The organism is Brachybacterium sacelli, from assembly GCF_017876545.1.
GTDB classification, from domain to species: Bacteria; Actinomycetota; Actinomycetes; order Actinomycetales; family Dermabacteraceae; genus Brachybacterium; species Brachybacterium sacelli.
Map to the genome: position 1 here is coordinate 2,865,199 of NZ_JAGIOD010000001.1, position 20,920 is coordinate 2,886,118.

Sequence of the window (20,920 nt, forward strand, 5' to 3'; positions counted from 1 at the left end):
CCAGCCGGCGCGGCGTTCGCCGCCTGCCCCGTGATTCCTGTTCCCGTGTCTGCGCAGCGAGCTCAGAACACCGTGATGGTGATCGCGGAGCCCTTCGCGAGCTCGGACCCGGCCGCGGCGGACTGTTCGTAGACCAGGCCGAACACCGGCTCACCGCGGTCGTGCTCGACGGTGACCTCGAATCCGGCGCCCTCGAGGGTCTTCCTCGCCTCGGCCTCCGGTCGGCGGAAGACGTCGGGGACGGTCACCATCTCGGGTCCCAGCGAGGTCACCAGGGTGACGGTGTCCCCGCGGTGGCCGGTGCCGGAAGCGGGTGACTGGGAGATGACCGAACCGGCGGGCACGCTGGGTGAATGGCTCGAGGAGGCATCGACGGTGAAACCGGCCGATTCCAGGGCGCTGCGGGCGGCCTCACCGCTCCTGCCGGTCTGGTCAGGAATGGTGATCGGCTGGCGACCCTGGGAGACGACCACGTGCACCTCGCCGCCGGCGGGCAGTGCCTCGGCCTCCTGCGACTGGGAGATCACCTCGCCCTCCGGAACGGTCTCGGAATATTCGGGGTCCTCCTCCACGAGCTCGAGCCCCAGGTCCTCGACCTGCTGCGTGGCCGACTCCAGACCGGTACCGACCAGATCGGGGACCGGGAAGGTCTCGACGCCCCGGGAGACCACGATCTCGACGCTCGTGCCCTTCTTGACGGTGGTCCCGGGACCGGGATCGGCCGTGATGACGTGGCCGGCGGGGACGGTGTCGTCGAACCTCTCTTCGGTGGTGATGCCGAGGCCGGAGGAGTCGAGCACCGCCTCGGCATCGCTCAGCTCGGTGCCGGAGAGCACGGGGATGGTGCGATCGGCGCCGGGGCCGGTGTTGAGATACCAGTCGGTGCCGAACCAGGCGCCGGTCACGAGAGTTGCCAGGAGACTGAGCGCGGCGAGGAGGGCGACCGGCCGTGAGCGGCGCCGGGTGCCCAGGGGCAAGTGACGACCACGGCGACCCTGCGGTGCCCGCATCACCACGGCCCGCGGCGCGGCATCCTCCTCGTCCGCCTCCTCGGACCCGGGTGGTTCGATGGCGGAGCCGTCGTCGGTCGCGTCCTGCGCGGGATCGTCCTCCTCCTGCGCGCCGGAGTCCTCGTCACCATCGACCTCCGGCAGGGGGGCCGCGAAGACGTCCTCGGCGTCGGCCAGGAGTCCCGCGGGGAAGACGCGCGGTCCGCTGCCCAGCTCTGCCACGGCGTCCTCGAGCGGAGCCGTCGGCCGCGGCACGTCCGAGGTGTCGTCGTCCTCACGAGGCACCGGACGCTGGTCGAGGGTCGGGGCCGGCATGGTCCGGCTGAGCTCTCGCACCGCGCGCAGCAGCTCGGCGGCGGTCGCGGGGCGCTGCTCGACCGTCCGGGAGGCCGCCCAGGTGACCAGGGAATCGAGCTCTCGGGGGATCCCGGAGACCAACGTGGAGGGCGCCGGGATGTCCTCGTGGACATGCTGGAAGGCGATGTGGACGGGCTGCTCCCCGAGGAACGGCTGGCGTCCGGTGAGCATCTCGAACAGCACCACGCCGAGCGAGTACAGATCGCTGCGCTCGTCGCTGTGCCCGCGGGTGACCACCTCGGGGCTGATGTAGGCGACGGTGCCGAGCAGCGTCGCACTCGCGGAGGAGTTGCTGGCCCCGATCGCCCGGGCGAGGCCGAAGTCGGCGACCTTCACCACGTCGTCCTGGTCCAGGAGGATGTTCTCCGGCTTGATGTCGCGGTGGACGATCCCGGCGTCGTGCGCCGCCACCAGCGCCTCGAGCACCTGCGCAGTGACCTCGAGGGTCTCGCGGATCCTGAGGCGGCCCTGCTCGAGGACGCGGGCCCGCAGCGTCTGCCCCTCGACCAGCTCCATGGCCAGATAGATGCGGTCCTCGTCCTCGCCCTGGTCGAAGACCCCGACCACATTGCGGTGCGCGAGCCGGGCCGCGGCGCGCGCCTCACGGCCGAACCGTCGCCGGAAGTCCTCGTCCGTCGCGAGGTGGGGATGCATGATCTTCAGGGCGACGACGCGGTCGAGGCGCTCGTCGTGCCCGCGGTGCACCGTCGCCATACCGCCGCGCGCGATGGGCTCCTCGACCCGATACCGGTCGTCGAGGAGCAGGCTGATGCCGGGGGAAGTCGACGTCGCCGCGCTCACGGGCCCAACCTAGGACGTGGTGGAGCGGGAGGCTCGGACCGACACACGGTCGGCGCCCGCGAGAACAGTGAGATACGTCCTCCTCTCCGGCGGGAGGCGCAGCGGGTGCGCGTCTCGGCCCGGGCGTGGCACGCTAGGGGCGTGAACGACCTCGATGACCTCATCACCGACTGGCTGACCCTTCCCGACGTCGCGCTGCGACTGGACCTGGAGGTCTCGCGCGTCCACCGCCTCCTCGAGGACGGGCACCTGATCGCCGTCCGGCGCGGCGACCCCGTCGTGCGCATGATCCCCGCACTGCTGCTGACCGACGACGGAGTCGCGCCGTACCTCCAGGGCACGGTCACGCTGCTGCGGGACGGAGGCTTCGACGACGTGGAACTGCTGACCTGGCTGTTCACCGAGGACGAGACCCTTCCGGGTCGCCCGATCGATCAGTTGCGCAGCGGTCAGCGCGGCGAGGTGCGACGCCGCGCGCAGGCACTCGCCCTCTGAGCACCGCACCCTTCGCTGCCGTCCGCACGGTCTGACCGGCTGCGCGGGCGAGGTCCGGGTTGCGCGGGGCGACCGGCTCAAGCGGGCAGCGACTCGACGTCGGTGGCGAGCGCGGCGAGCGCGGACAGCCCGTCCCTGCCGAGCTGACCGATCCCCGCCGCGCTGTCGTCGAGCAGGTCGTGGCCGCGACGGGCGCGCTCGCGCACCTCGTCGGCGACCGAGCGGACGGCGCCCGTGGCGACCATGAGCTCGTGGGCGGCGGCGATCTCCGACGGCGCGGCGTCGGCTCGACCGATCACCCCGGACAACAGGGCGCGGCCGGGCCCGTCGGCCGCCGCCTCCGTCCGTGCCAGCAGCACCGTGCGCTTGCCCTCGACGATGTCGCCACCGATCGGTTTGCCCGTCTCGTCCTGGTCCCCCACCACGCTGAGCAGATCGTCCCGCAGCTGGAACGCGGTCCCGACCTCGATCGCCCAGTTTGAGAGCCGCTCGAGCACGGTGTCGTCGGCACCCATCAGCGCCGCGCCCACACGCACCGGCCGCAGCACGGTGTAGGGCACCGTCTTCCAGCGGATCACCGCCAGGGCGGCCTGTTCCGCGTCCGGTGCCGAGGCGAAGCCGCCGGCCTGGTGGAGGATGTCCAGGAACTGGCCCGACATCACCTCGGTGCGCAGCTCGTCGAACTCGCGCCGGGCGCGGGCCGTGCACGCCGAGTCGCCCTCGACGGCGGCCGCGAGCTGCTCGGCCCAGCTCAGCGCGAGGTCCCCCAGCACGATCGCGACCGCGACCCCGAAGTCCTCCGCCGAGCCGACGAGACGATCGCGCTCGTGCCGTGCTGCGGCGGCGGCATGGAGTGCCGGCCGACCGCGGCGGACGGGGGAGTGGTCGATGACGTCGTCGTGCATGAGCGCGGCGGCCTGGACCAGTTCGATCGCGGCTCCGCAGCGTGCAAGGTCGTCTATCTCCTGCGCGGTGGGTTCGCGGCCCAGCGCCGCCACCCCTCCCCAGAAGCAGAACCGTGGGCGCAGCAGCTTGCCGCCCTCGAGATAGGACTCCAAGGAGTCCACCAGGGTCGCCGTCTCGGGCGAGATCTCCTCGAGCCGGCGCCGACGGCGGGCGAGCTCCGTCCGCGTGATCTCCGTGATCCTCGCGACCAGGAGGTCATCGAGCTCGATCGCCCGACCGCCTCCCGGCGGTGCCTCAGCAGTGGACATCGGTCCTCCTTCTCGTGCCTGGACGGGCCGATCCTCCCATGGCCGCCTGACCGGGAGCGGGGCTCCCATCGTTCCTCCACAGAGGGCCCTCGTCCCCAATGCGCTCCGGGGTCTCCCGCCCGGGGCGCCGGTGCTGGACGGTCGGACCATGACGACGAACACCTCTCCTGCCGGTCCCGACCGCCGCCTGCTGCACGCCGCCGACCCCTCCGAGCTCCTCGCCGAGGCCCGGATCTGCCTGCACACGGTGCCCACGGACTGCCTGATCCTGATGAGCAGCTGCCCGGGGGGTCCACCGATGATCACCTCCGCCACCCTCGACGTGCTGGTCGACCAGGACGAGACCCCCGTGCTCGTGCAACATCTCGACCTGATCCGGCGGCGTGGTGGCAGGCGTGCCCATGCCCTGCTCGTCGTCGGCGACGGTCATCAGCCGCTGCCCGATCATCTCGTGGACGAGATCACGGTGCTGGCCTCCGCCCGTCTGCTGCTGACCGTCGCAGAGCTGACGGGCGACCCTTTCGACATCGACTCGCTGTGGGTGGTCGGCAACGGGGTGTGTCGACGGGTCCATCGCGGAGAACAGGACGGTGCCGGGGAGCGCCTGCTGATCTCCCCGCCGGAACCGTTGCGCGAATTCTCCGAGACCTGCGCGGCGGCGGGCGAGGTGCTCACCGGGCGCCCGGTCCCGCAGGCCCCTCGTGAGCAGCCGGAGCTCACACAGGTCGCGCGCGGTCTCCGTCTGGTCCGCACCGAACTGTCCGCGGCCTGCGATCCCGGCGAGCTGTTCGACGCGGCCCGGCGTGCTCTCGAGCGACTCGACGCCCCCGGGAGGAGCGGGCGCGAGGAGGACTTCGTGACGGACTGTGAACGCGTCGCCGCGCTGCTCTCGGCCGTCGCCGTCGACCGTCTCCACTGGGAGCTCCTGGCACAGTGCGTCGAGCGGGGGCAACAGGACCGCATCGATCGCGAGGAGCTGCTGCAGACCCTCGTGCGCGAGGACCAGTGGCGACCCGATCCGGATGTCTGTGCAGGTGGGAGCTGGTACGTGGCGCTCGAGCGGCTTCGGGCCGTCGCCGAGCGGGCGCTGGGGGACCTCCCCGCGCCGCAGTGCGGGATCGCCCGGGAGGCGTGGCGCGGGCTCACCGCCCTGCTGGTGATGCTGGCGTGGTGGAACCTCCGCTTCGCGACCGCCGGCGGTCTCGTGGACGAGCTGCGGGTGCGCGAACCCGGCTCGACTCTGGCACCCTTGCTGGCACGAATGACCGACACGCCGATCTTCCCGGCCTGGTGGCCCAGCACCTGACCCCAGGACCGCCGGTGCGCCGCGCAGGGGAGCAGGGAGGAGGAGCCACCGATGAGCGTTCTCGGAGCTCTGGACCGGGGCACGTCGGCCGCCGCGCCGCAGCCGCGGCCCGCGCACACGGCCTCGGCGTCGGCCCCGACCCGTCCCGCGCAGGCGCCGTCGACGGTGACGGGGGCCTGGCGTCCCGAGCACGGCGTCGGGGACCGCCGGTTCGTCGACATCGGAGACCTCCCGCTCGAGAGCGGTGTCGTGCTCGAGGACGTCACCATGGCGTACGAGACGTGGGGCACCCTCGCGGCCGACGGCGGCAATGCGGTGCTCGTCCTGCACGCGCTCACCGGGGACTCCCACGTGCGGGGCCCGGCCGGCGAGGCACACGCGAGCCCCGGGTGGTGGGAGGAGATGGTCGGTCCCGGCCGTCCGGTCGACACCGACCGCTACTTCGTCATCGCCCCCAACATCCTGGGCGGATGCCAGGGCAGCACCGGCCCCAGCTCCCCGGGCCCGGACGGACGGGCGTGGGGTTCGCGCTTCCCGCTGCTGACCGTCCGCGACCAGGTCGAGGCGGAGCGAAGGCTGCGCGATGAGCTCGGCCTGCGGCGCTGGGCGCTCGTGATCGGCGGATCGATGGGCGGGATGCGCGCGGTCGAGTGGGCGGTGACCCATCCTGACGAGGTCGAGAGGCTCGGAGTCATCGCGACCTCGGCGCGCGCGACCGCGGATCAGATCGCCTGGAACAGCGCGCAGATCGCGGCGATCCGGGTCGATCCCGGTTTCCGCGGGGGCGACTACTACGACGTCCCGGACGCAGAGGGCCCCCAGCAAGGGCTCGGCATCGCACGGCGCATCGCCCACACCACTTATCGCACCGCGGACGAGCTCGAGAGCAGGTTCGGCAACCGGGCGCAGGCCGACGAGGACCCCTTCGACGGTTGCGGGCGGCACCAGGTGACCAGTTACCTCGACCATCACGCCGGCAAGCTCTCCGGACGTTTCGACGCGAACTCCTACCTGGTCCTCGCCCAGTCGATGAACACCCATGACGTCGGCCGCGGCCGCGGAGGCACCGTGGCGGCCCTCGAGCGCGTGCGAGCCCGCACCCTGGCGGTCGCCATCGACTCGGATCGGCTGTTCCCGACCGACCTGGTCGCGGAGATGGCGCGGCACATCCCGGACGCTGACTGGCACGTGGCCTCCTCTCCGATCGGCCACGATGCGTTCCTGCTCGCGCATCCGGATCTGGGCGAGTGGATCCGCGCCCTGCTGGATGGCTAAGCTGGGCCGATCAGTCGAAGGTCCCCGCCGCGGGATCTCGCCCAAATCGTCCCGAGGGGGAGCTGGCGCATGACCATCGTCGTGGGGTACTCGCCCTCCGGTCAGGGCGCGGCCGCCCTGCGCGCGGCCGTCCGATCCGCGCGACGCACGGGGGAGGACGTCGTCATCGCCTCCTACCAGTTCGGCGACGGGGAGGACGAACGCGGAGCCTCCTCCGAGGAGGAGCTCCGCACCGCCCTCGCCGGGGCCGACGCCGAGGGGGTCGAGGTCTCCGTGCGCACCCGGGACGGCGTGGACATCGGGGAGTTCCTGCTGGCCGTGGTCGACGAGGTCGCCGCCTCGCTGCTCGTGATCGGTCTGCGTCGCAAGTCGCCGATCGGCAAGCTCAACCTGGGGGCCTCGGCCCGCCGGGTCGTGCTCGGCGCACCCTGCCCGGTGCTCGCCGTCAAGGACGACCACCGCGTGGACGAGGACGCCCTCGTCGCCGGAGCCTGACCTCACGCCTCTCCGTGCTTCGCGGCACGCGGGGCGCGCGTCCCTCGGCACGGCAGTCTGCGCGCTCCATCGCACACGCTCGTGCCACGCGGCGCGTCGAGGAGTGTGATCCGCAGCCGACCGCGCCACGCCCGTCGGCACCTCGGAGCCTCGGATCCCGGGACTTCTGGGAGGCTGGGAATAAGTACGCCGCAGGGACGTTATACTCGTGAGGCTTGACGGCATCGTGCCTTCGTGCGCCGTGAAACCGGGATCCCCCGGGACGACGGTCACGAGCGCAGTCCGCGAGCCGCGCCGTGATGACTGATCGCCCGAGTGTGGCGGTGCACCCCTGGGAGCACTGCCGGAAGAAGGAACTCTGTGACCTCCTCCAAGACCGCTGAGACCGCCACCGATACGACCGCCGAGGTGGCCGGGTCCGAGGCGGACGCATCCTCGAAGCGCTCCGCGAAGACCACCGCTGCCAAGCGCAAGGCCGCCGCCAAGAAGAAGGCCGCGCCCGCGAAGGCCTCGAAGGCCACCGCGGCTGCGGAGGACTCCGAAGACGCCGAGGACGAGACCGAGGAGGCCGAGCCCAAGAAGGAGACCTCTCAGGCCGACGCCAAGGTCGAGGCCTCCGGCGGCTTCGTCTTCAATGCGGCCGAGGACGACGCCCCGGCCCAGCAGGTCGTCACCGCCGGTGCGACCGCCGATCCGGTCAAGGACTACCTCAAGCAGATCGGCAAGGTCGCTCTGCTGAACGCCGCCCAGGAGGTCGAGCTCGCCGAGCGCATCGAGGCCGGCCTGTACGCCGAGCAGAAGCTCAAGGGCGACGAGTCCATGGTCAGGACCAAGCCCGGTCGCGAGCTGGCGATGATCGCGGAGGACGGCCGCGCCGCCAAGGACCACCTGCTCGAGGCCAACCTGCGTCTGGTCGTCTCCCTGGCCAAGCGCTACACCGGCCGCGGGATGCTGTTCCTGGACCTCATCCAGGAGGGCAACCTGGGTCTGATCCGCGCCGTGGAGAAGTTCGACTACTCCAAGGGCTACAAGTTCTCGACCTACGCCACCTGGTGGATCCGCCAGGCCATCACCCGCGCCATGGCGGATCAGGCCCGCACCATCCGCATCCCCGTGCACATGGTCGAGGTCATCAACAAGCTCGCTCGCGTGCAGCGCCAGATGCTTCAGGACCTCGGCCGCGAGCCCACCCCGGAGGAGCTCGCCAAGGAGCTGGACATGACGCCCGAGAAGGTCGTCGAGGTCCAGAAGTACGGCCGGGAGCCGATCTCCCTGCACACCCCGCTGGGAGAGGACGGCGACAGCGAGTTCGGCGACCTCATCGAGGACTCCGAGGCGGTCGTCCCCGCCGATGCGGTGAGCTTCACGCTCCTGCAGGAGCAGCTCCACTCGGTGCTGGACACACTCTCCGAGCGGGAGGCCGGCGTGGTCTCGATGCGCTTCGGGCTCGAGGACGGCCAGCCCAAGACCCTCGACGAGATCGGCAAGGTCTACGGGGTCACCCGGGAGCGGATCCGCCAGATCGAGTCGAAGACCATGTCGAAGCTGCGTCACCCCTCGCGCTCCCAGGTGCTGCGCGACTACCTCGACTGACACGGACTGACATGTAGGTCCTCCTGCCGTGGCGGCAGGAGACGAAGCGGGGCATCCACCGGTCGGTGGGTGCCCCGCTTCGTCTTGGTGCCCCGCTCTCCCCGGTGGGTCCGGCAGAACCGTGGCTCCGGCAGAACCGCGGCCGGCACGACCGAGGCCCCCGCCACCGTCCCGACAGAGCGCGAGGGCGCCCACCGATCGGTGGGCGCCCTCGCGGGTGTCGGTGGGGGCTGAGGTCAGTCCTCGACCGGCTCCGGCTTCGCGTGGAGCCGTTCGGTCTCGTCGATCACCTCTGCGGCGATGCCCTTCAGGGCGTCCTGGTGGGCGCGGGCATGATGCGCGCAGAACATCAGTTCACCGCCGGCCTCCAGGAGCACCTTGACGTACGCCTGTGCTCCGCAGCGGTCACAGCGGTCGTGAGCGGTCAGCCGGGGGGCTTCAAGAGTCAGGTTCATGGTTCTTTTCTAGCATCCGACGTGCAGGAAGGGGAGCACCTCCCGCCCTGGTTCGCTGGGGGCGCAACACCCTGTGAGCGGTGCCGCAATGCAGGGATCCGGCTCCTCGGCACCGTAGGATCCCAGACGTGTCCCCCTCCACCGCAACGACAAAGAACGCCTACGACGCGCGCAATCTCCAGGTCCTCGAGGGCCTGGAGGCCGTCCGCAAGCGCCCCGGCATGTACATCGGTTCGACGGATTCACGCGGTCTCATGCACTGCCTGTGGGAGATCCTCGACAACTCGGTCGACGAGGCGCTGGGCGGTGACGGCGACTCCATCAGCGTGATCCTGCACCCCGACGCCTCCGTCGAGGTCCGTGACACCGGCCGTGGAGTCCCGGTCGACGTCGAACCGCGCACCGGGCTGTCCGGTGTCGAGGTGGTCTACACCAAGCTCCACGCCGGCGGGAAGTTCGGCGGCGGCTCCTACGCTGCCTCGGGCGGTCTGCACGGTGTCGGCGCGAGCGTCGTCAACGCCCTGTCGGGACGGCTCGACGTCGAGGTCGACCGCGGGGGCAAGACCTACGCGATGAGCTTCCAGCGGGGCCAGGCCGGCGTCTTCGACGACGCCGGTGAGCCCGACCCCGAGGCGCCCTTCACCCCGAGCGTCGGACCGGCCGAACTGCGCGTGATCGGAAAGACGAAGCGCGGCGTGACCGGCACCCGCGTGCGGTACTGGGCCGATCCCCAGATCTTCATCAAGGGCTCGCACTTCGCGCTCGACGAGCTCCACCGTCGCGCCCGCCAGACGGCCTTCCTGGTGCCCGGTCTCGAGCTGTCCGTCACCGACGAGCGGCCCGAGCGCCTGCCGGATCAGCCCGCCACCCGCAGCTACCGGTACGACGGCGGCATCAGCGAGTTCGTCGAGTACCTGGCCCAGGACCAGCGGATCACCGATGTGATCAGGCTGCAGGGTTCGGGCACCTACACCGAGACCATCCCCGTGCTCGACAAGAAGGGGCACATGGTCTCCACCGACGTCGACCGCACCTGCGAGGTCGACATCGCGCTGCGCTGGGGCGCGGATTACGACTCGACGTTGCGCTCGTTCGTGAACATCGTGGCCACCCCCAAGGGCGGCACCCACGTCACCGGGTTCGAGCAGGCGCTGGTCAAGACCCTGCGCAAGCAGGTGGAGAACCAGGCGCGACGTGTCAAGTTCAACGCCAAGAACGAGAAGATCGAGAAGGACGACACCCTCGCCGGGCTCACGGTCGTCGTCAGCGTCCGGATCGACGAACCGCAGTTCGAGGGCCAGACCAAGGAGGTGCTCGGCACCCCCGCGATCCGCGCGATCGTCGCCAAGGTCGTCGAGCAGCGCCTGACCGATTTCCTGACCTCCTCCAAGAAGGAGGAGAAGGAACAGGGTGCGCTGGTGGTCGACAAGGTGGTCTCCGAGATGCGTGCCCGCATCGCCGCCCGCATGCACAAGGAGGTCTCGCGCCGCAAGAACGCGCTGGAATCCTCCACCATGCCCACCAAGCTCGCCGACTGCCGCACCCATGACGTCGACCGCTCCGAACTGTTCATCGTCGAGGGCGACAGCGCGCTGGGCACGGCGAAGAACGCGCGCTCCTCGGAGTTCCAGGCGCTGCTGCCGATCCGCGGGAAGATCCTCAACACCCAGAAGGCGTCCGTCACGGACATGCTCAAGAACGCCGAATGCGCCGCGATCTTCCAGGTCATCGGCGCCGGCTCCGGGCGCACCTTCGATCTCGAGGCCGCCCGGTACGGCAAGATCGTGATGATGACCGACGCCGACGTCGACGGCGCCCACATCCGCACCCTGCTGCTGACCCTGTTCCACCGGTACATGCGGCCGCTGGTCGAGGAGGGCCGGGTGTACGCGGCGGTGCCGCCGCTGCACCGGGTGGAGATCATCCACGGCGGGTCCAAGAAGAACGAGTTCGTCTACACCTACTCGGAGGCGGAGCTGCTCAAGCTGCTCAAGAGCGTGGAGCGCCGGGGCAAGCGCTACAAGGAGCCGATCCAGCGCTACAAGGGCCTGGGGGAGATGGACGCCGACCAGCTGGCCGACACGACCATGGATCCTCAGCACCGCACCTTGCGGCGGGTACGGATCGAGGACGCCGAGGCCGCCAGCGCCATGTTCGAGCTCCTCATGGGCTCGGAGGTCGCGCCCCGCAAGCAGTTCATCATCGAGGGGGCCGAGGAGCTCGACCTGGAGAGGATCGACGCATGAGCGTCGCCGTCCGCGTGATCCCCTGCCTCGACGTCGACGCGGGCCGGGTGGTCAAGGGCGTGAACTTCCAGGGACTGCGCGATGCGGGTGATCCCGTGGAGCTCGCCGCCCGCTACGGCGCCGAGGGCGCCGACGAGCTCACCTTCCTCGATGTCACCGCCTCCTCCGGGGGGCGCGAGACCATGATCGACGTGGTGCGACGGACCGCGGAGCAGATCTTCATCCCGCTGACCGTCGGCGGTGGCGTGCGCTCGAGCGGCGACGTCGACCAGCTGCTGCGCGCGGGTGCCGACAAGTGCGGGGTCAACACCGCAGCCCTCGGTCGCCCCGAGCTGATCAGCGAGATCTCTCGCCGCTTCGGCAACCAGGTGCTGGTGCTGTCGATCGACGCGCGACGCGTCACCGAGGACACCCCGGAGGGCACGGCGCGGTCCGGCTCCGGATTCGAGGTCACCACTCACGGCGGGCGACGCGGTACGGGGATCGACGCGATCGCGTGGACCCGCGAGGTGACCGAGCGCGGCGCCGGGGAGATCCTGCTGAACTCCATGGACGCCGACGGCACCGAGAAGGGATTCGACCTCGAGCTCATCGGCCTGGCCCGCGCGGCCACGGACCTGCCGCTGATCGCCTCCGGCGGAGCCGGCGCACCGGCCGATTTCCCGCCGGCCGTGCACGCCGGCGCCGACGCGGTGCTCGCGGCGAGCGTCTTCCACTTCCAGCAGATGACCATCGCCGAGGCGAAACGCGCCATGGCGGACGACGGCATCACGGTGCGGTAGCACGGCAGCACGGGGCGCGAGCCCGTCGGCGATCCGAGGACGGACGGGTCGGGGCAGGAGGATCCCGCGGGACCCCGCGGCTGACCGGCCCGGACGTCCCCCTCGTGAGACCGCAGGAGTGATGCCCCGGTCCCAGAAGGGGCCGGGGCATCATCGGTGCGGGCCGCGTGAGTGGCCGCAGTGAGCAGTCATCGCACGGGGACGCCGGAGCGGACGAGGGCCCGCTGGTAGGCGAGGTCCCGCTCCTCGAGGGCGCGCAGCGCCGTCCGGCGGCGACGGGCCCGTACGAGATCCCGCCGGCGCCGACGGGTCTCCTTCGCCTCCTTCGCGTCGGTCGTCTCGGGCGCCCTGCGCAGGAACCGCTCGGCGGAGCGAGCCTCGGCCGGGGCCGGTGACCGGCGCGGGGCATCGGGTGTGGTCGTGGGAGTGGACAGGGGGACGTCGGGTCGAGTCCGGACCGACATGGCAGGTCTCCTGGGGGAGGTGGTGGGATCGAGTGTTCCGCGCAGGCAGGACAGGCGCTGTCCTCGAAGCGGGGAAGGACGTCATCGAGCGCTCGACGGGCGTCGAGGGCGTCGCAGGACGTGGGGTGCCGGCGGACTCAGGACCGCCCGGCAGGGCGCGCAGAGGGGCTCGGGGTCAGCGAGCTGCCTGGACGGCGCCGGCGGCATCGCGGCGTCCCCCACCGGACGCGCGCAGGTCCACGGAGAATCCGTGGCGCCGGATGGGGGATGCGACGAGGCCGAGCAGCGACGCGTCCGGGCGGACCGGGGTCGGTGTCGGGGTCGTGTGCATCTCCATACGGACAGTCGACCATCGAGCGGTGGTGCGGCACAACTGATTTACGTCGGGCCGCTGTCCGCCACCGTGCCGCCGTCCTTCGCCGTGCCGGGTCGGGGCGCACGAAGGGCCCGGCCGCGCCCGTGCACGGTGGCGACCGGACCCGCGGCGCGTACCGCGTCGCCGGGTCGCCGATACCGCTGGCGACGCCGACGTCGAGAGGGTCAGTGCTCGATGCGGTAGGTGACCCCGAGGGTGTGCTCCTGGCCCGGCTGGAGGCTGACGAAGCGGTCCTTGGCGACCGCGGGCTCCACGCAGACGAACCGGGACCAGGCGTCGTCGGGGATGTCGGCCATCGAGGTGACCAGTTCGTCCCAGGGATTCCAGAGGATCGTCTTGGCCGTGCCGCGCGGGCTGGAGACGAGGCGGCGACCACCGGTCTCGTCGTCGATGACCACCACGCCGGCGGCATCGACGATGCGGTCCGTGGAGCCGGTCAGCCGGACGGGCTCGTCCCCGAGGACGTCCGGGGCCAGTCCCCGGGTGTTGTCGAGGTACTCCGCGCCCTCGAGTCCCTCGACGGCGATCCGGCGCACGTCGCCGACGGCCAGATAGGTGTGCAGAGCGGCCTCCAGCTCGAGCGGCGTCGCCCCGGCGGTGATGCTCAGGTCCACCGAGAGCTCGCGACCGATCCGGAAGGCGACGGTGCCCCTCAGCTTCGCGACGTCCGCCGGGGTCACCAGCTCCAGGACCACGTCCTCACCCTCGAGCGCGGCGGAGGAGAGCTCCCAACGGATGTTGCGCAGCCATCCGTGCTTGACCGGCATCGCACCGTCACGACCGGGACCGAACCACGGTCCCACCAGGGGGATCCCGCCCCGGATCGCCTCGCCCTCCCCGAACGCCGAGGCCGGGCTCAGCCAGAGCAGGTCCGCCTCTCCGGTGGGGGACCAGCTGGTCAGGTGCGCGCCATCGAGGTGGATCACACCGTGCGCGGCAGGGGTGTCGACGACGAGCGCGTCGACCCCATGGACCTGCTCCTGGGCGACGCCCTCGGGAAGCGGAACGGACGGGGAGGCCGTGGAAGCGTTCATGGAGCCATCGTCCCACGTCGCGGTGCTCAGGCGTCGTCGTCCCCGGACCCCGACCGCGCCGTGTGCCCCTCCGCGGCGGAGACCGCGCGCAGGAAGAGCAGCAGCCATACGTACACGATCGCCGCGGCCCCCATCTCGAACGCCGTCATGTTCAGGTACCCGACGCCGACGAACAGCACGATGAGGCCGACGAGCAGCCCGAAGGCGGTCACGGTGACGATGAGCAGCCCGCCGGGCAGCCGGCGCAGGAGCACCGGGACCACCAGCAGGACCAGGCCGAACACGACCACGAGCGTCTGGGCGACCACGTCGTGCCAGAACACGCTGACGGTGCGGGAGACCAGGGCGACCAGCGCGACCAGGACGCCGACGGCGGACAGCATCGAGCGCACGGTCTTCGGCACCCACGCGGGCTCCCCGACGCCGCGTGCCCAGCGGTCGAGGTCGTGCCCGACGAACTCGGCGACGGTGACCAGCGCGATGCCCGTCAGCAGCAGCGTCAGGTTGAACGTGAGGCTCGCGAGGTCCCCGCCCTCGCCGAGCTCGGAGAAGTATCGCTCCCACCAGTACGGGTCGGGGGAGTTCATGGCACTGGCGAGCACCCCGACGGTCAGGAAGGCGGCCAACAGGGTCGCGAGCGATCGCCCGGTCAGGGACGCGGCGGACGCGGAGATGATGTAGGAGGCTCCCGCACTCGAGGCCATCACCCAGAAGGTGCCCGCCAGGCGGTCCAGGGCGACGCCCTGGAAGGCCAGCTGGAAGACCGTGAACAGCGCGCCCACCAGGAACAGGCCGAGGATCCCGTGGACGAGGGAGAGCCCCGCGATGTCGACCGCCCGGCGCCACCAGCGACGGCCGCCGAACCAGGGCAGCGAGCGACGGGTGAGAGTCGCGAGGACACCGGCCGCGGTGAGCGTGCCGCAGCAGAGCACCGACAGGGCCGCGACCTGGCCGATGGAGCCGCTCCCGGCGAGAGGGGCGGTGCCCCGCAGCGCGCACAGCCCGACGACGAGACCGACCAGGCCGCCCCCGGCCCCGAGGGCGAGGTGGACGGATTCCCGGCGGGAGGCGGGGGTGGAGCGCCGGGAGAGGACCGCCCTCATGGGATGCGCCGTGGCGTCCGTGGTCAGCCGACGGCGGCGATCGGCACGGCCACCGGCGTGCCGGAGCCGTCGCGCCGCCCGGTCGGCTCAGGCAGGTCGATCGGCTGGCCCGCCTCGGACGAGGCGCGCGCCGGGTGCGGCACCACCCAGGCGCCGATCAGCACGTCCTCGCCGCGCAGGAAGCGATGGCAGCGCATGCCGGCGGTGGCCCGCCCCTTGGCGGGGAACTCGGTCAGCGGAGAGACCTTCAGGGACCCGGTCTGCAGCAGCGGCAGGGTGTCGGAGCTGCCGGAGACCGTGACCACGTCCGCCGGGGACGTCACATCGATCGCGCCGAAGGAGATCACCCGCACCCCCGCAGCGAGCTTGATCCCGGCGACGCCGCCGGCCCCGCGCCCCTGCGGGCGCACTCCGGAGGAGGGGAAATGCAGCAGCTGCGCCTCGGAAGTGACGAGGACCAGGTCCAGGTCGGTGTCGTCCTCCAGGTCCACCACGCCGACGACGCGGTCGCCGTCCTTGAGCGCGATGATCTCGAAGCCGTCCGAGCGCGGGAAGTCGAGCTGGACCCGCTTGACGACACCGTCCCGGGTGCCGAGCGCGATCGCCCCGCCGCGAGCCACGTCCGCCTCGGCGACACGGATCAGTCCCAGGGCTCGCTCCTCGCGCTCGAGGTCGAGCAGGTCCGTCAGGCGGGTGCCGCCGGCGAGTGAGGGCGCACCGGCGGTGGGGGCCAGGGAGGGCAGGTCCACCACGGACAGGTGCAGCACGCGGCCGCGATCGGTGACGACCCCGACGGTGGAGCGGGTGGTGGTACGCACGTCCGCGACGATCACGTCGTGCGAGCTGCGCGGGCCCTCCCGCTCCAGGGGACCCTCGCCGGTGACGCGGGCCACCAGCGAGGTGCCGGTCAGCAGCACCCGGCACGGCTCGTCGGCGACCTCGAGTGAACCACCGGCGGCGGGGGCGGGCTGGTCGGCGGCTTCGAGCAGGACGGTGCGGCGCGAGTCGCCGTGCTCGGAGGCGACCGCGGCCAGTTCGTCGGAGACCAGGCGGCGCAGGATCTCCTCGGAGCCCAGGATCTCCTCGAGTCGCTCGATCTCCCGGCGCAGCTCGTCGCGCTCACCCTCGAGCTCGATCTGGGAGAACTTCGTCAGTCGGCGCAGCCGCAGCTCGAGGATGTACTCGGCCTGGATCTGCGACAGGTCGAACACGCCCATCAGGCGGGTGCGGGCGTTCTCGGCGTCGTCGCTGGTGCGGACGATCTGGATGACCTCGTCGATGTCGACGATCGCCAGCAGCAGCCCTTCGACCAGGTGCAGGCGTGCCTTGCGCCGGTCCAGCCGGTGCTCTGTACGGCGCCGCACGACGGTGAGGCGGTGGTCGACGAACACCTCGAGCAGCTGCTTGAGGCCCATCGTGCGGGGCTGGCCCTCCACCAGCGCCACGTTGTTGATCCCGAAGGACTCCTCGAGCGGAGTGTGCTTGTACAGCTGCTCGAGCACCGCGTCGGGCTCGTAGCCGGACTTCACGGACATCACCAGGCGCAGGCCGTGATGGCGGTCGGTGAGGTCCTGGTAGTCGGTGATGCCCTGGACCTTCTTGGACTGCACCGCGTCGCGCAGCTTCTCGGCCACCTTCTCCGGGCCCACCTGGTACGGCAGCTGCGTGACGACGATGCCCTTGCGCCGCGAGGTGATGTTCTCGATCCGGGTGGTGGCGCGGACCTTGAAGGAACCCCGGCCGGTGCGGTACGCGTCCCGGATGCCGTCGAGCCCGACGATCCGGCCGCCCGTGGGCAGATCGGGGCCGGGCACGAAGCGCATGAGCTGCTCGAGATCCGCCTCGGGATGGTCGATCAGGTGCCGGGCCGCGGCGACGGTCTCGACCAGGTTGTGGGGCGCCATGTTCGTCGCCATCCCGACGGCGATCCCGGAGGCTCCGTTGACCAGCAGGTTCGGGTACTGCGCCGGCAGCACCTCGGGCTGTGTGAGCTGATTGTCGTAGTTCGGGACCATCTCCACGACGTTCTCGTCCAGCGAGTCCGTCATCAGCAGAGCGGCCTTGGCCAGGCGTGCCTCGGTGTACCGGGGGGCGGCCGGGCCGTTGTCGAGGGACCCGAAGTTGCCGTGGCCGTCCACCAGGGGCATCCGCATGTTGAAGCCCTGCGCCATGCGCACCAGGGCGTCGTAGATGGCGGTGTCGCCGTGCGGGTGGAGCTTCCCCATCACCTCGCCGACGACGCGCTGGGACTTCACGTGCCCGCGATCGGGACGCAGTCCCATCTCGGCCATCATGTAGAGGATGCGGCGCTGGACGGGCTTGAGGCCGTCCCGGGCGTCGGGGAGCGCCCGGGAGTAGATCACGGAGTACGCGTACTCGAGGAAGGACGTCTCCATCTCGCTGGTGACGTCGATGTCGACGATCGTCTCGTCGACCCTGTCGTCCCCGGCGCTCTGCTGGGTGCTTCGTGATCGGGCCATGAGGGACATCATGGCGCATGACCGGGCACGATCCCGGGAACCAGCGCCGGTCGGGGACGTGAATCCCGTCAAGTCCCCGAGGTACGACGATAGGATCCGCATATGGCGGACAGGCGCGAAGCACTGCGACCCCTGCGGCGTCGGGCCCCCGGGGACGAGGACTCCCAGGCATCGTCTGCCTACCCGGCGCACTGGGAGGCTGACATCGCCCTGCACGACGGGTCCGCCGCCCATCTGCGGCCCATCCTGCCCACGGACGCCGAGGCGCTGCAGGCGTTCCACCAGCGCCAGTCCGAGCATTCCCGCTATCTGCGGTTCTTCGCGCCCATGCCGCGCCTGTCCCCGCGCGACCTCGAGCGCTTCACCCACGTCGACCATCGCGACCGGGTGGCGTTCGTCGTGCTGGTGGGGGACGAGATCATCGCCGTCGCCCGCTACGACCGGATCGCTCCGCAGGCGGCCGAGGTCGCGTTCAACGTCTCCGACGCCCGGCAGGGGAGCGGCCTCGCCTCGGTGCTGCTCGAGCACCTCGCCGCCGCCGCCCGCGAACGGGGTCTCAGCATCTTCACCGCCGAGGTGCTCCCGCAGAACGCCAAGATGATCAACGTGTTCACCGAGGCGGGCTTCGACGTCGAACGCTCCCTCGACGACGGCGTGGTGATGGTCTCCTTCCGGATCGACCCCACAGCCCGCTCCCTGGCCGTCATGGCCGAGCGCGAGCATCGCGCCGAGGCACAGGCCATGGAACGCCTGCTGCACCCCGAGTCGGTGCTGCTGATCGGGGTCTCCTCCCGCGCGGACTCCGCCGGTGGCCGCTTTCTGTCCGCCCTGGAGCTCTCCGGCTACCGTGGCGCGGTCCACGTCGTCTCCCGCGAGCAGATGGAGCTGCGCGGCCATCGCACCCACGCCCGCATCACGGACGTGCCGGGCACGATCGACCTCGCCGTGATCGCCCTGCGCCCCGCGGCGTGCCTCGAGGCGATCGAGGAGTGCGCCTCCATCGGCGTGCGCAGCGTCGTGATCCCCACCGAGGGCTTCACCGACAGCGAGCACGGCCGCGACCTCCAGCGGCAACTGGTGGCCCGAGCGCGTCTGCACGGGATGCGGCTGCTGGGCCCGGGATCGCTGGGTTTCCTGCGCACCGGCGAAGACGCCATCAGTCTCTCGCTGGCCCCGGCCATGCCGCGCCCGGGCCCCGTGGCCCTGGCCGGGCAGTCCAGCGCCCTGTCGGCCCTGCTGCTGGCCGGGACCGACACCCGGGGGATCGGGATCCACGAGTTCGTCGGCGCCGGCAACCGTGCGGACGTCTCCCTCAACGACACCCTCCAGCACTGGCAGGACGACGAGGACGTCGGCGTGATCGCGCTGGCCCTGGAGTCGATGGGGAACCCGCGCAAGTTCACCCGCCTCGCGCGGCGGCTCACCCGCCGGGTGCCTCTGATCGTGCTGCGTCCCCCGGGAGTGGACCACGCGCCCGGGCACGACGTGCGTCCTTCGACCTTGTCCCGGCGCGCTCTCGGCCAGGTCCTCGACTCCGCCGGGGTGGTGCAGGCCACCGGCGTCGACCACCTCCTGGACATCACCGACGCCCTCGGCCGCCAGGGCCTGCCCCACGGCCCCCGGGTGGGGCTGCTCTCGAACACCGCGGCCCTCGGTGCCGCCCTGCGGGGCGCCGCCGACCAGGCCCGGCTCCAGATCGTCGCCGACAACCGCAGCGTGCCCCTGGCCCCTGACCCCCGCCTGATCCAGCGCGCCTTCACCTCGATGGCCGCACTCGGAGAGGTCGACCTGGTCATCGCCGGGATGCTCGATCCGCTCAGCGGCGACGCCCTCGAGGTGATCCGCCAGATGGCGACGGTCGCTCGCCACTCCGAAGTGGTCCTGTTGGTGTGCCTGATCACCGATGCCGACCGCTACGGCGCGGTGCAGCGGGCAGTCCGCACGGACCCGGACCTGCCCCCGGTCCACGCGACGCCCCACGCCGCCCTGCGTGCCGCAGCAGGCATGCTCGCGGCCACCCTGCGTCCCGCGGCCGACGACGAGGAGCCCGCCCATCGCGAGGACCTCGACCGCGCCGCCGCCCGCGACCTCGTCGACCGCCTGCTGCCGGATCCGGCGCCGCCGACGCTCGACCTCGCCGCGGAGGACGTGCGTGCCCTGCTGGCCGCCTACGGGATCCCGCTGCTGGAGGCGCACCCGATCCGGGACGGCGACGACGCGGTCTCGCGGGCGCAGGAGATCGGCTACCCGGTCGCCCTGAAGAGCACCGACCCGGTGCTGCGTCACCGCGCCGATCTCGGCGGCGTCCGTCTGTCCATCCCCGACGACGTCCAGCTGCGCCATGCGGTCGAGGCCATGGGGCGGGACCTGTCCTACTCGAGCGCGCCGCTCGAGGTCCAGGCGATGGCGCCGCCCGGGGTGCCCATGGTGGTGCGCAGCGTCGAGGACCCCTCACTGGGACCCGTGGTCTCGCTGTCCGTCGCCGGGGACGCGACCGATCTGCTCGACGACATCGCCTACGCCATCCCGCCGTTCAGCGAGACCGCGGCGGCAGGGCTGGTCGACGCGCCCGCCAGTGCCGTGAAGCTGCGGGGCACCCGCGGACTGCCCCGCGCCGACCGCACCGCGCTCGCCGACCTGGTGGTGCGCATCGGCCTGCTCGCGGAAGACCTGCCCGAGCTCTCCCGGCTCGAGCTCTACCCGGTGCTGGTGGGACAGGACGGGGTCAGCATGGTCGGGGCGACCGCGCAGCTGTCCCCGGCGCCCAACCGCACCGACGGGGCCCGGCGGGTGCTGTCGGGCCCGGCGGGAAGCTGAGCCGCCCGCGGGGAACGATCCCCACGTGGAACAATGGAGCGATGACCACCGCTCTCCCTGCTGATCTGCTCACGGAGCTCGAGACCGCCGGGTACTTCCCGCAGACCGCTGCCCAGTCCGTGCAGCGCTCCCTGCACGGCGCGCACCCGCTGGCACATCTCGTGCGCCCCGAGACCACCTTCGACGGCCCCGAGGTGCGCCGTCATCTCACCGTCCTGGTCCTGACCGCGACCCACCTGCTGGTCACCCACCTCGACGACGACCCGGCCGACGCCCTGAACCCCTCCCAGGTGGTCTCCACGACGGAGCGGGTGCGGCTGAACCGGATCTACTCCACCGGCATCTCCCAGGTCTTCGACACCGACGGCCAGCGCGCTCCGGGCCGGGAGTCCGAGATCACCCTCGGCATCACCTGGGACGGCAGCCGGCGGGTGGACCTCGAACGAGCGGTCTGCGAGGACCCCAACTGCCAGATCGACCACGGCTACACGGGCACGATGGCTCCTGCGGACCTCGCGCTGCGGGTCAGCGCGCTGGCCGACGGGGACGACGCGGTCGAGTCCGCGCTGCGTTTCCACGCCGAGCTGGTCGACGCGGTCGATGCGACCGACGCCTGA

The 20,920-nt window shown here is 71.5% G+C and carries 17 protein-coding genes; 9 read left to right on the top strand and 8 right to left on the bottom strand.

What is annotated here, in order from left to right; genetic code table 11:
• Nucleotides 1-62 precede the first annotated feature (62 nt).
• Nucleotides 63-2,168, bottom strand: a complete 2,106-nt coding sequence (locus JOF43_RS12940; protein WP_209902584.1) for a PASTA domain-containing protein — start codon at nt 2,166-2,168, stop codon at nt 63-65.
• Between the two features lie 141 nt (nt 2,169-2,309).
• Between JOF43_RS12940 and JOF43_RS12945 the strand changes: the two genes are divergently transcribed.
• Nucleotides 2,310-2,663 carry an Rv2175c family DNA-binding protein gene (locus JOF43_RS12945; protein WP_209902586.1) on the top strand — a complete coding sequence of 118 codons (354 nt, stop codon included), beginning with the start codon at nt 2,310-2,312 and terminating at the stop codon, nt 2,661-2,663.
• A gap of 77 nt (nt 2,664-2,740) precedes the next feature.
• On the opposite strand, the gene JOF43_RS12950 is transcribed toward JOF43_RS12945, so the two are convergent.
• The gene (locus tag JOF43_RS12950) at nt 2,741-3,877 is read right to left on the bottom strand and encodes a polyprenyl synthetase family protein (protein WP_209902588.1); all 1,137 of its coding nucleotides are present in this window, start codon (nt 3,875-3,877) and stop codon (nt 2,741-2,743) included.
• A 148-nt stretch (nt 3,878-4,025) separates the two neighbouring features.
• Between JOF43_RS12950 and JOF43_RS12955 the strand changes: the two genes are divergently transcribed.
• From JOF43_RS12955 to JOF43_RS12970, 4 genes are all read left to right on the top strand, one after another.
• Nucleotides 4,026-5,183, top strand: coding sequence for a hypothetical protein (locus JOF43_RS12955; protein ID WP_209902589.1), 1,158 nt, complete (start codon nt 4,026-4,028; stop codon nt 5,181-5,183).
• 51 nt (nt 5,184-5,234) lie between these two features.
• Nucleotides 5,235-6,458 (top strand): homoserine O-acetyltransferase MetX, encoded by a 1,224-nt coding sequence (gene metX, locus JOF43_RS12960; RefSeq protein ID WP_209902591.1) that lies wholly within the window; start codon nt 5,235-5,237, stop codon nt 6,456-6,458.
• Nucleotides 6,459-6,527: 69 nt separating this feature from the next.
• The gene (locus JOF43_RS12965) at nt 6,528-6,953 is read left to right on the top strand and encodes a universal stress protein (protein ID WP_209902593.1); all 426 of its coding nucleotides are present in this window, start codon (nt 6,528-6,530) and stop codon (nt 6,951-6,953) included.
• Between the two features lie 360 nt (nt 6,954-7,313).
• Nucleotides 7,314-8,546 carry an RNA polymerase sigma factor gene (locus tag JOF43_RS12970; RefSeq protein ID WP_209902595.1) on the top strand — a complete coding sequence of 411 codons (1,233 nt, stop codon included), beginning with the start codon at nt 7,314-7,316 and terminating at the stop codon, nt 8,544-8,546.
• Between the two features lie 236 nt (nt 8,547-8,782).
• On the opposite strand, the gene JOF43_RS12975 is transcribed toward JOF43_RS12970, so the two are convergent.
• The gene (locus tag JOF43_RS12975; protein ID WP_209902597.1) at nt 8,783-9,001 is read right to left on the bottom strand and encodes a DUF7455 domain-containing protein; all 219 of its coding nucleotides are present in this window, start codon (nt 8,999-9,001) and stop codon (nt 8,783-8,785) included.
• 128 nt (nt 9,002-9,129) lie between these two features.
• Between JOF43_RS12975 and JOF43_RS12980 the strand changes: the two genes are divergently transcribed.
• Both JOF43_RS12980 and hisF read left to right on the top strand, forming a co-directional pair.
• Complete coding sequence (locus JOF43_RS12980; protein WP_209902599.1) at nt 9,130-11,247, top strand: DNA gyrase/topoisomerase IV subunit B; 2,118 nt, start codon at nt 9,130-9,132, stop codon at nt 11,245-11,247.
• Complete coding sequence (gene hisF / locus JOF43_RS12985; protein ID WP_209902601.1) at nt 11,244-12,029, top strand: imidazole glycerol phosphate synthase subunit HisF; 786 nt, start codon at nt 11,244-11,246, stop codon at nt 12,027-12,029. The genes JOF43_RS12980 and hisF overlap by 4 nt, the downstream gene beginning before the upstream one ends.
• A 188-nt stretch (nt 12,030-12,217) precedes the next feature.
• On the opposite strand, the gene JOF43_RS12990 is transcribed toward hisF, so the two are convergent.
• The 5 genes from JOF43_RS12990 to JOF43_RS13010 all read right to left on the bottom strand — a co-directional run bounded on the left by JOF43_RS12990 (nt 12,218) and on the right by JOF43_RS13010 (nt 17,486).
• Nucleotides 12,218-12,493 (bottom strand): hypothetical protein, encoded by a 276-nt coding sequence (locus JOF43_RS12990; protein ID WP_209902603.1) that lies wholly within the window; start codon nt 12,491-12,493, stop codon nt 12,218-12,220.
• Nucleotides 12,494-12,668: 175 nt separating this feature from the next.
• Complete coding sequence (locus JOF43_RS12995; RefSeq protein ID WP_209902605.1) at nt 12,669-12,830, bottom strand: hypothetical protein; 162 nt, start codon at nt 12,828-12,830, stop codon at nt 12,669-12,671.
• A 203-nt stretch (nt 12,831-13,033) separates the two neighbouring features.
• The gene (locus JOF43_RS13000; protein ID WP_209902606.1) at nt 13,034-13,903 is read right to left on the bottom strand and encodes a D-hexose-6-phosphate mutarotase; all 870 of its coding nucleotides are present in this window, start codon (nt 13,901-13,903) and stop codon (nt 13,034-13,036) included.
• A gap of 26 nt (nt 13,904-13,929) precedes the next feature.
• Complete coding sequence (locus JOF43_RS13005) at nt 13,930-15,006, bottom strand: hypothetical protein (RefSeq protein WP_209902608.1); 1,077 nt, start codon at nt 15,004-15,006, stop codon at nt 13,930-13,932.
• A 23-nt stretch (nt 15,007-15,029) separates the two neighbouring features.
• Complete coding sequence (locus JOF43_RS13010; protein ID WP_209902610.1) at nt 15,030-17,486, bottom strand: DNA gyrase/topoisomerase IV subunit A; 2,457 nt, start codon at nt 17,484-17,486, stop codon at nt 15,030-15,032.
• 102 nt (nt 17,487-17,588) lie between these two features.
• Here JOF43_RS13010 and JOF43_RS13015 point away from each other — a divergent pair, with 102 nt between their 5' ends.
• Both JOF43_RS13015 and JOF43_RS13020 read left to right on the top strand, forming a co-directional pair.
• The gene (locus JOF43_RS13015) at nt 17,589-20,303 is read left to right on the top strand and encodes a GNAT family N-acetyltransferase (protein WP_209902612.1); all 2,715 of its coding nucleotides are present in this window, start codon (nt 17,589-17,591) and stop codon (nt 20,301-20,303) included.
• A 41-nt stretch (nt 20,304-20,344) separates the two neighbouring features.
• The gene (locus JOF43_RS13020) at nt 20,345-20,920 is read left to right on the top strand and encodes a DUF5998 family protein (RefSeq protein WP_209902614.1); all 576 of its coding nucleotides are present in this window, start codon (nt 20,345-20,347) and stop codon (nt 20,918-20,920) included.

Bases quoted from the DNA above. Each gene is read 5' to 3' on its own strand.
- JOF43_RS12965 (WP_209902593.1), top strand. From the start codon at position 6,528: ATGACCATCGTCGTGGGGTACTCGCCCTCCGGTCAGGGCGCGGCCGCC.
- JOF43_RS12990 (WP_209902603.1), bottom strand. From the start codon at position 12,493: ATGTCGGTCCGGACTCGACCCGACGTCCCCCTGTCCACTCCCACGACC.
- JOF43_RS13005 (WP_209902608.1), bottom strand. From the start codon at position 15,006: ATGAGGGCGGTCCTCTCCCGGCGCTCCACCCCCGCCTCCCGCCGGGAA.
- JOF43_RS12950 (WP_209902588.1), bottom strand. From the start codon at position 3,877: ATGTCCACTGCTGAGGCACCGCCGGGAGGCGGTCGGGCGATCGAGCTC.
- JOF43_RS13010 (WP_209902610.1), bottom strand. From the start codon at position 17,486: ATGGCCCGATCACGAAGCACCCAGCAGAGCGCCGGGGACGACAGGGTC.
- JOF43_RS12995 (WP_209902605.1), bottom strand. From the start codon at position 12,830: ATGGAGATGCACACGACCCCGACACCGACCCCGGTCCGCCCGGACGCG.
- JOF43_RS13000 (WP_209902606.1), bottom strand. From the start codon at position 13,903: ATGAACGCTTCCACGGCCTCCCCGTCCGTTCCGCTTCCCGAGGGCGTC.
- JOF43_RS12955 (WP_209902589.1), top strand. From the start codon at position 4,026: ATGACGACGAACACCTCTCCTGCCGGTCCCGACCGCCGCCTGCTGCAC.
- metX (WP_209902591.1), top strand. From the start codon at position 5,235: ATGAGCGTTCTCGGAGCTCTGGACCGGGGCACGTCGGCCGCCGCGCCG.
- hisF (WP_209902601.1), top strand. From the start codon at position 11,244: ATGAGCGTCGCCGTCCGCGTGATCCCCTGCCTCGACGTCGACGCGGGC.
- JOF43_RS12975 (WP_209902597.1), bottom strand. From the start codon at position 9,001: ATGAACCTGACTCTTGAAGCCCCCCGGCTGACCGCTCACGACCGCTGT.
- JOF43_RS13020 (WP_209902614.1), top strand. From the start codon at position 20,345: ATGACCACCGCTCTCCCTGCTGATCTGCTCACGGAGCTCGAGACCGCC.
- JOF43_RS13015 (WP_209902612.1), top strand. From the start codon at position 17,589: ATGGCGGACAGGCGCGAAGCACTGCGACCCCTGCGGCGTCGGGCCCCC.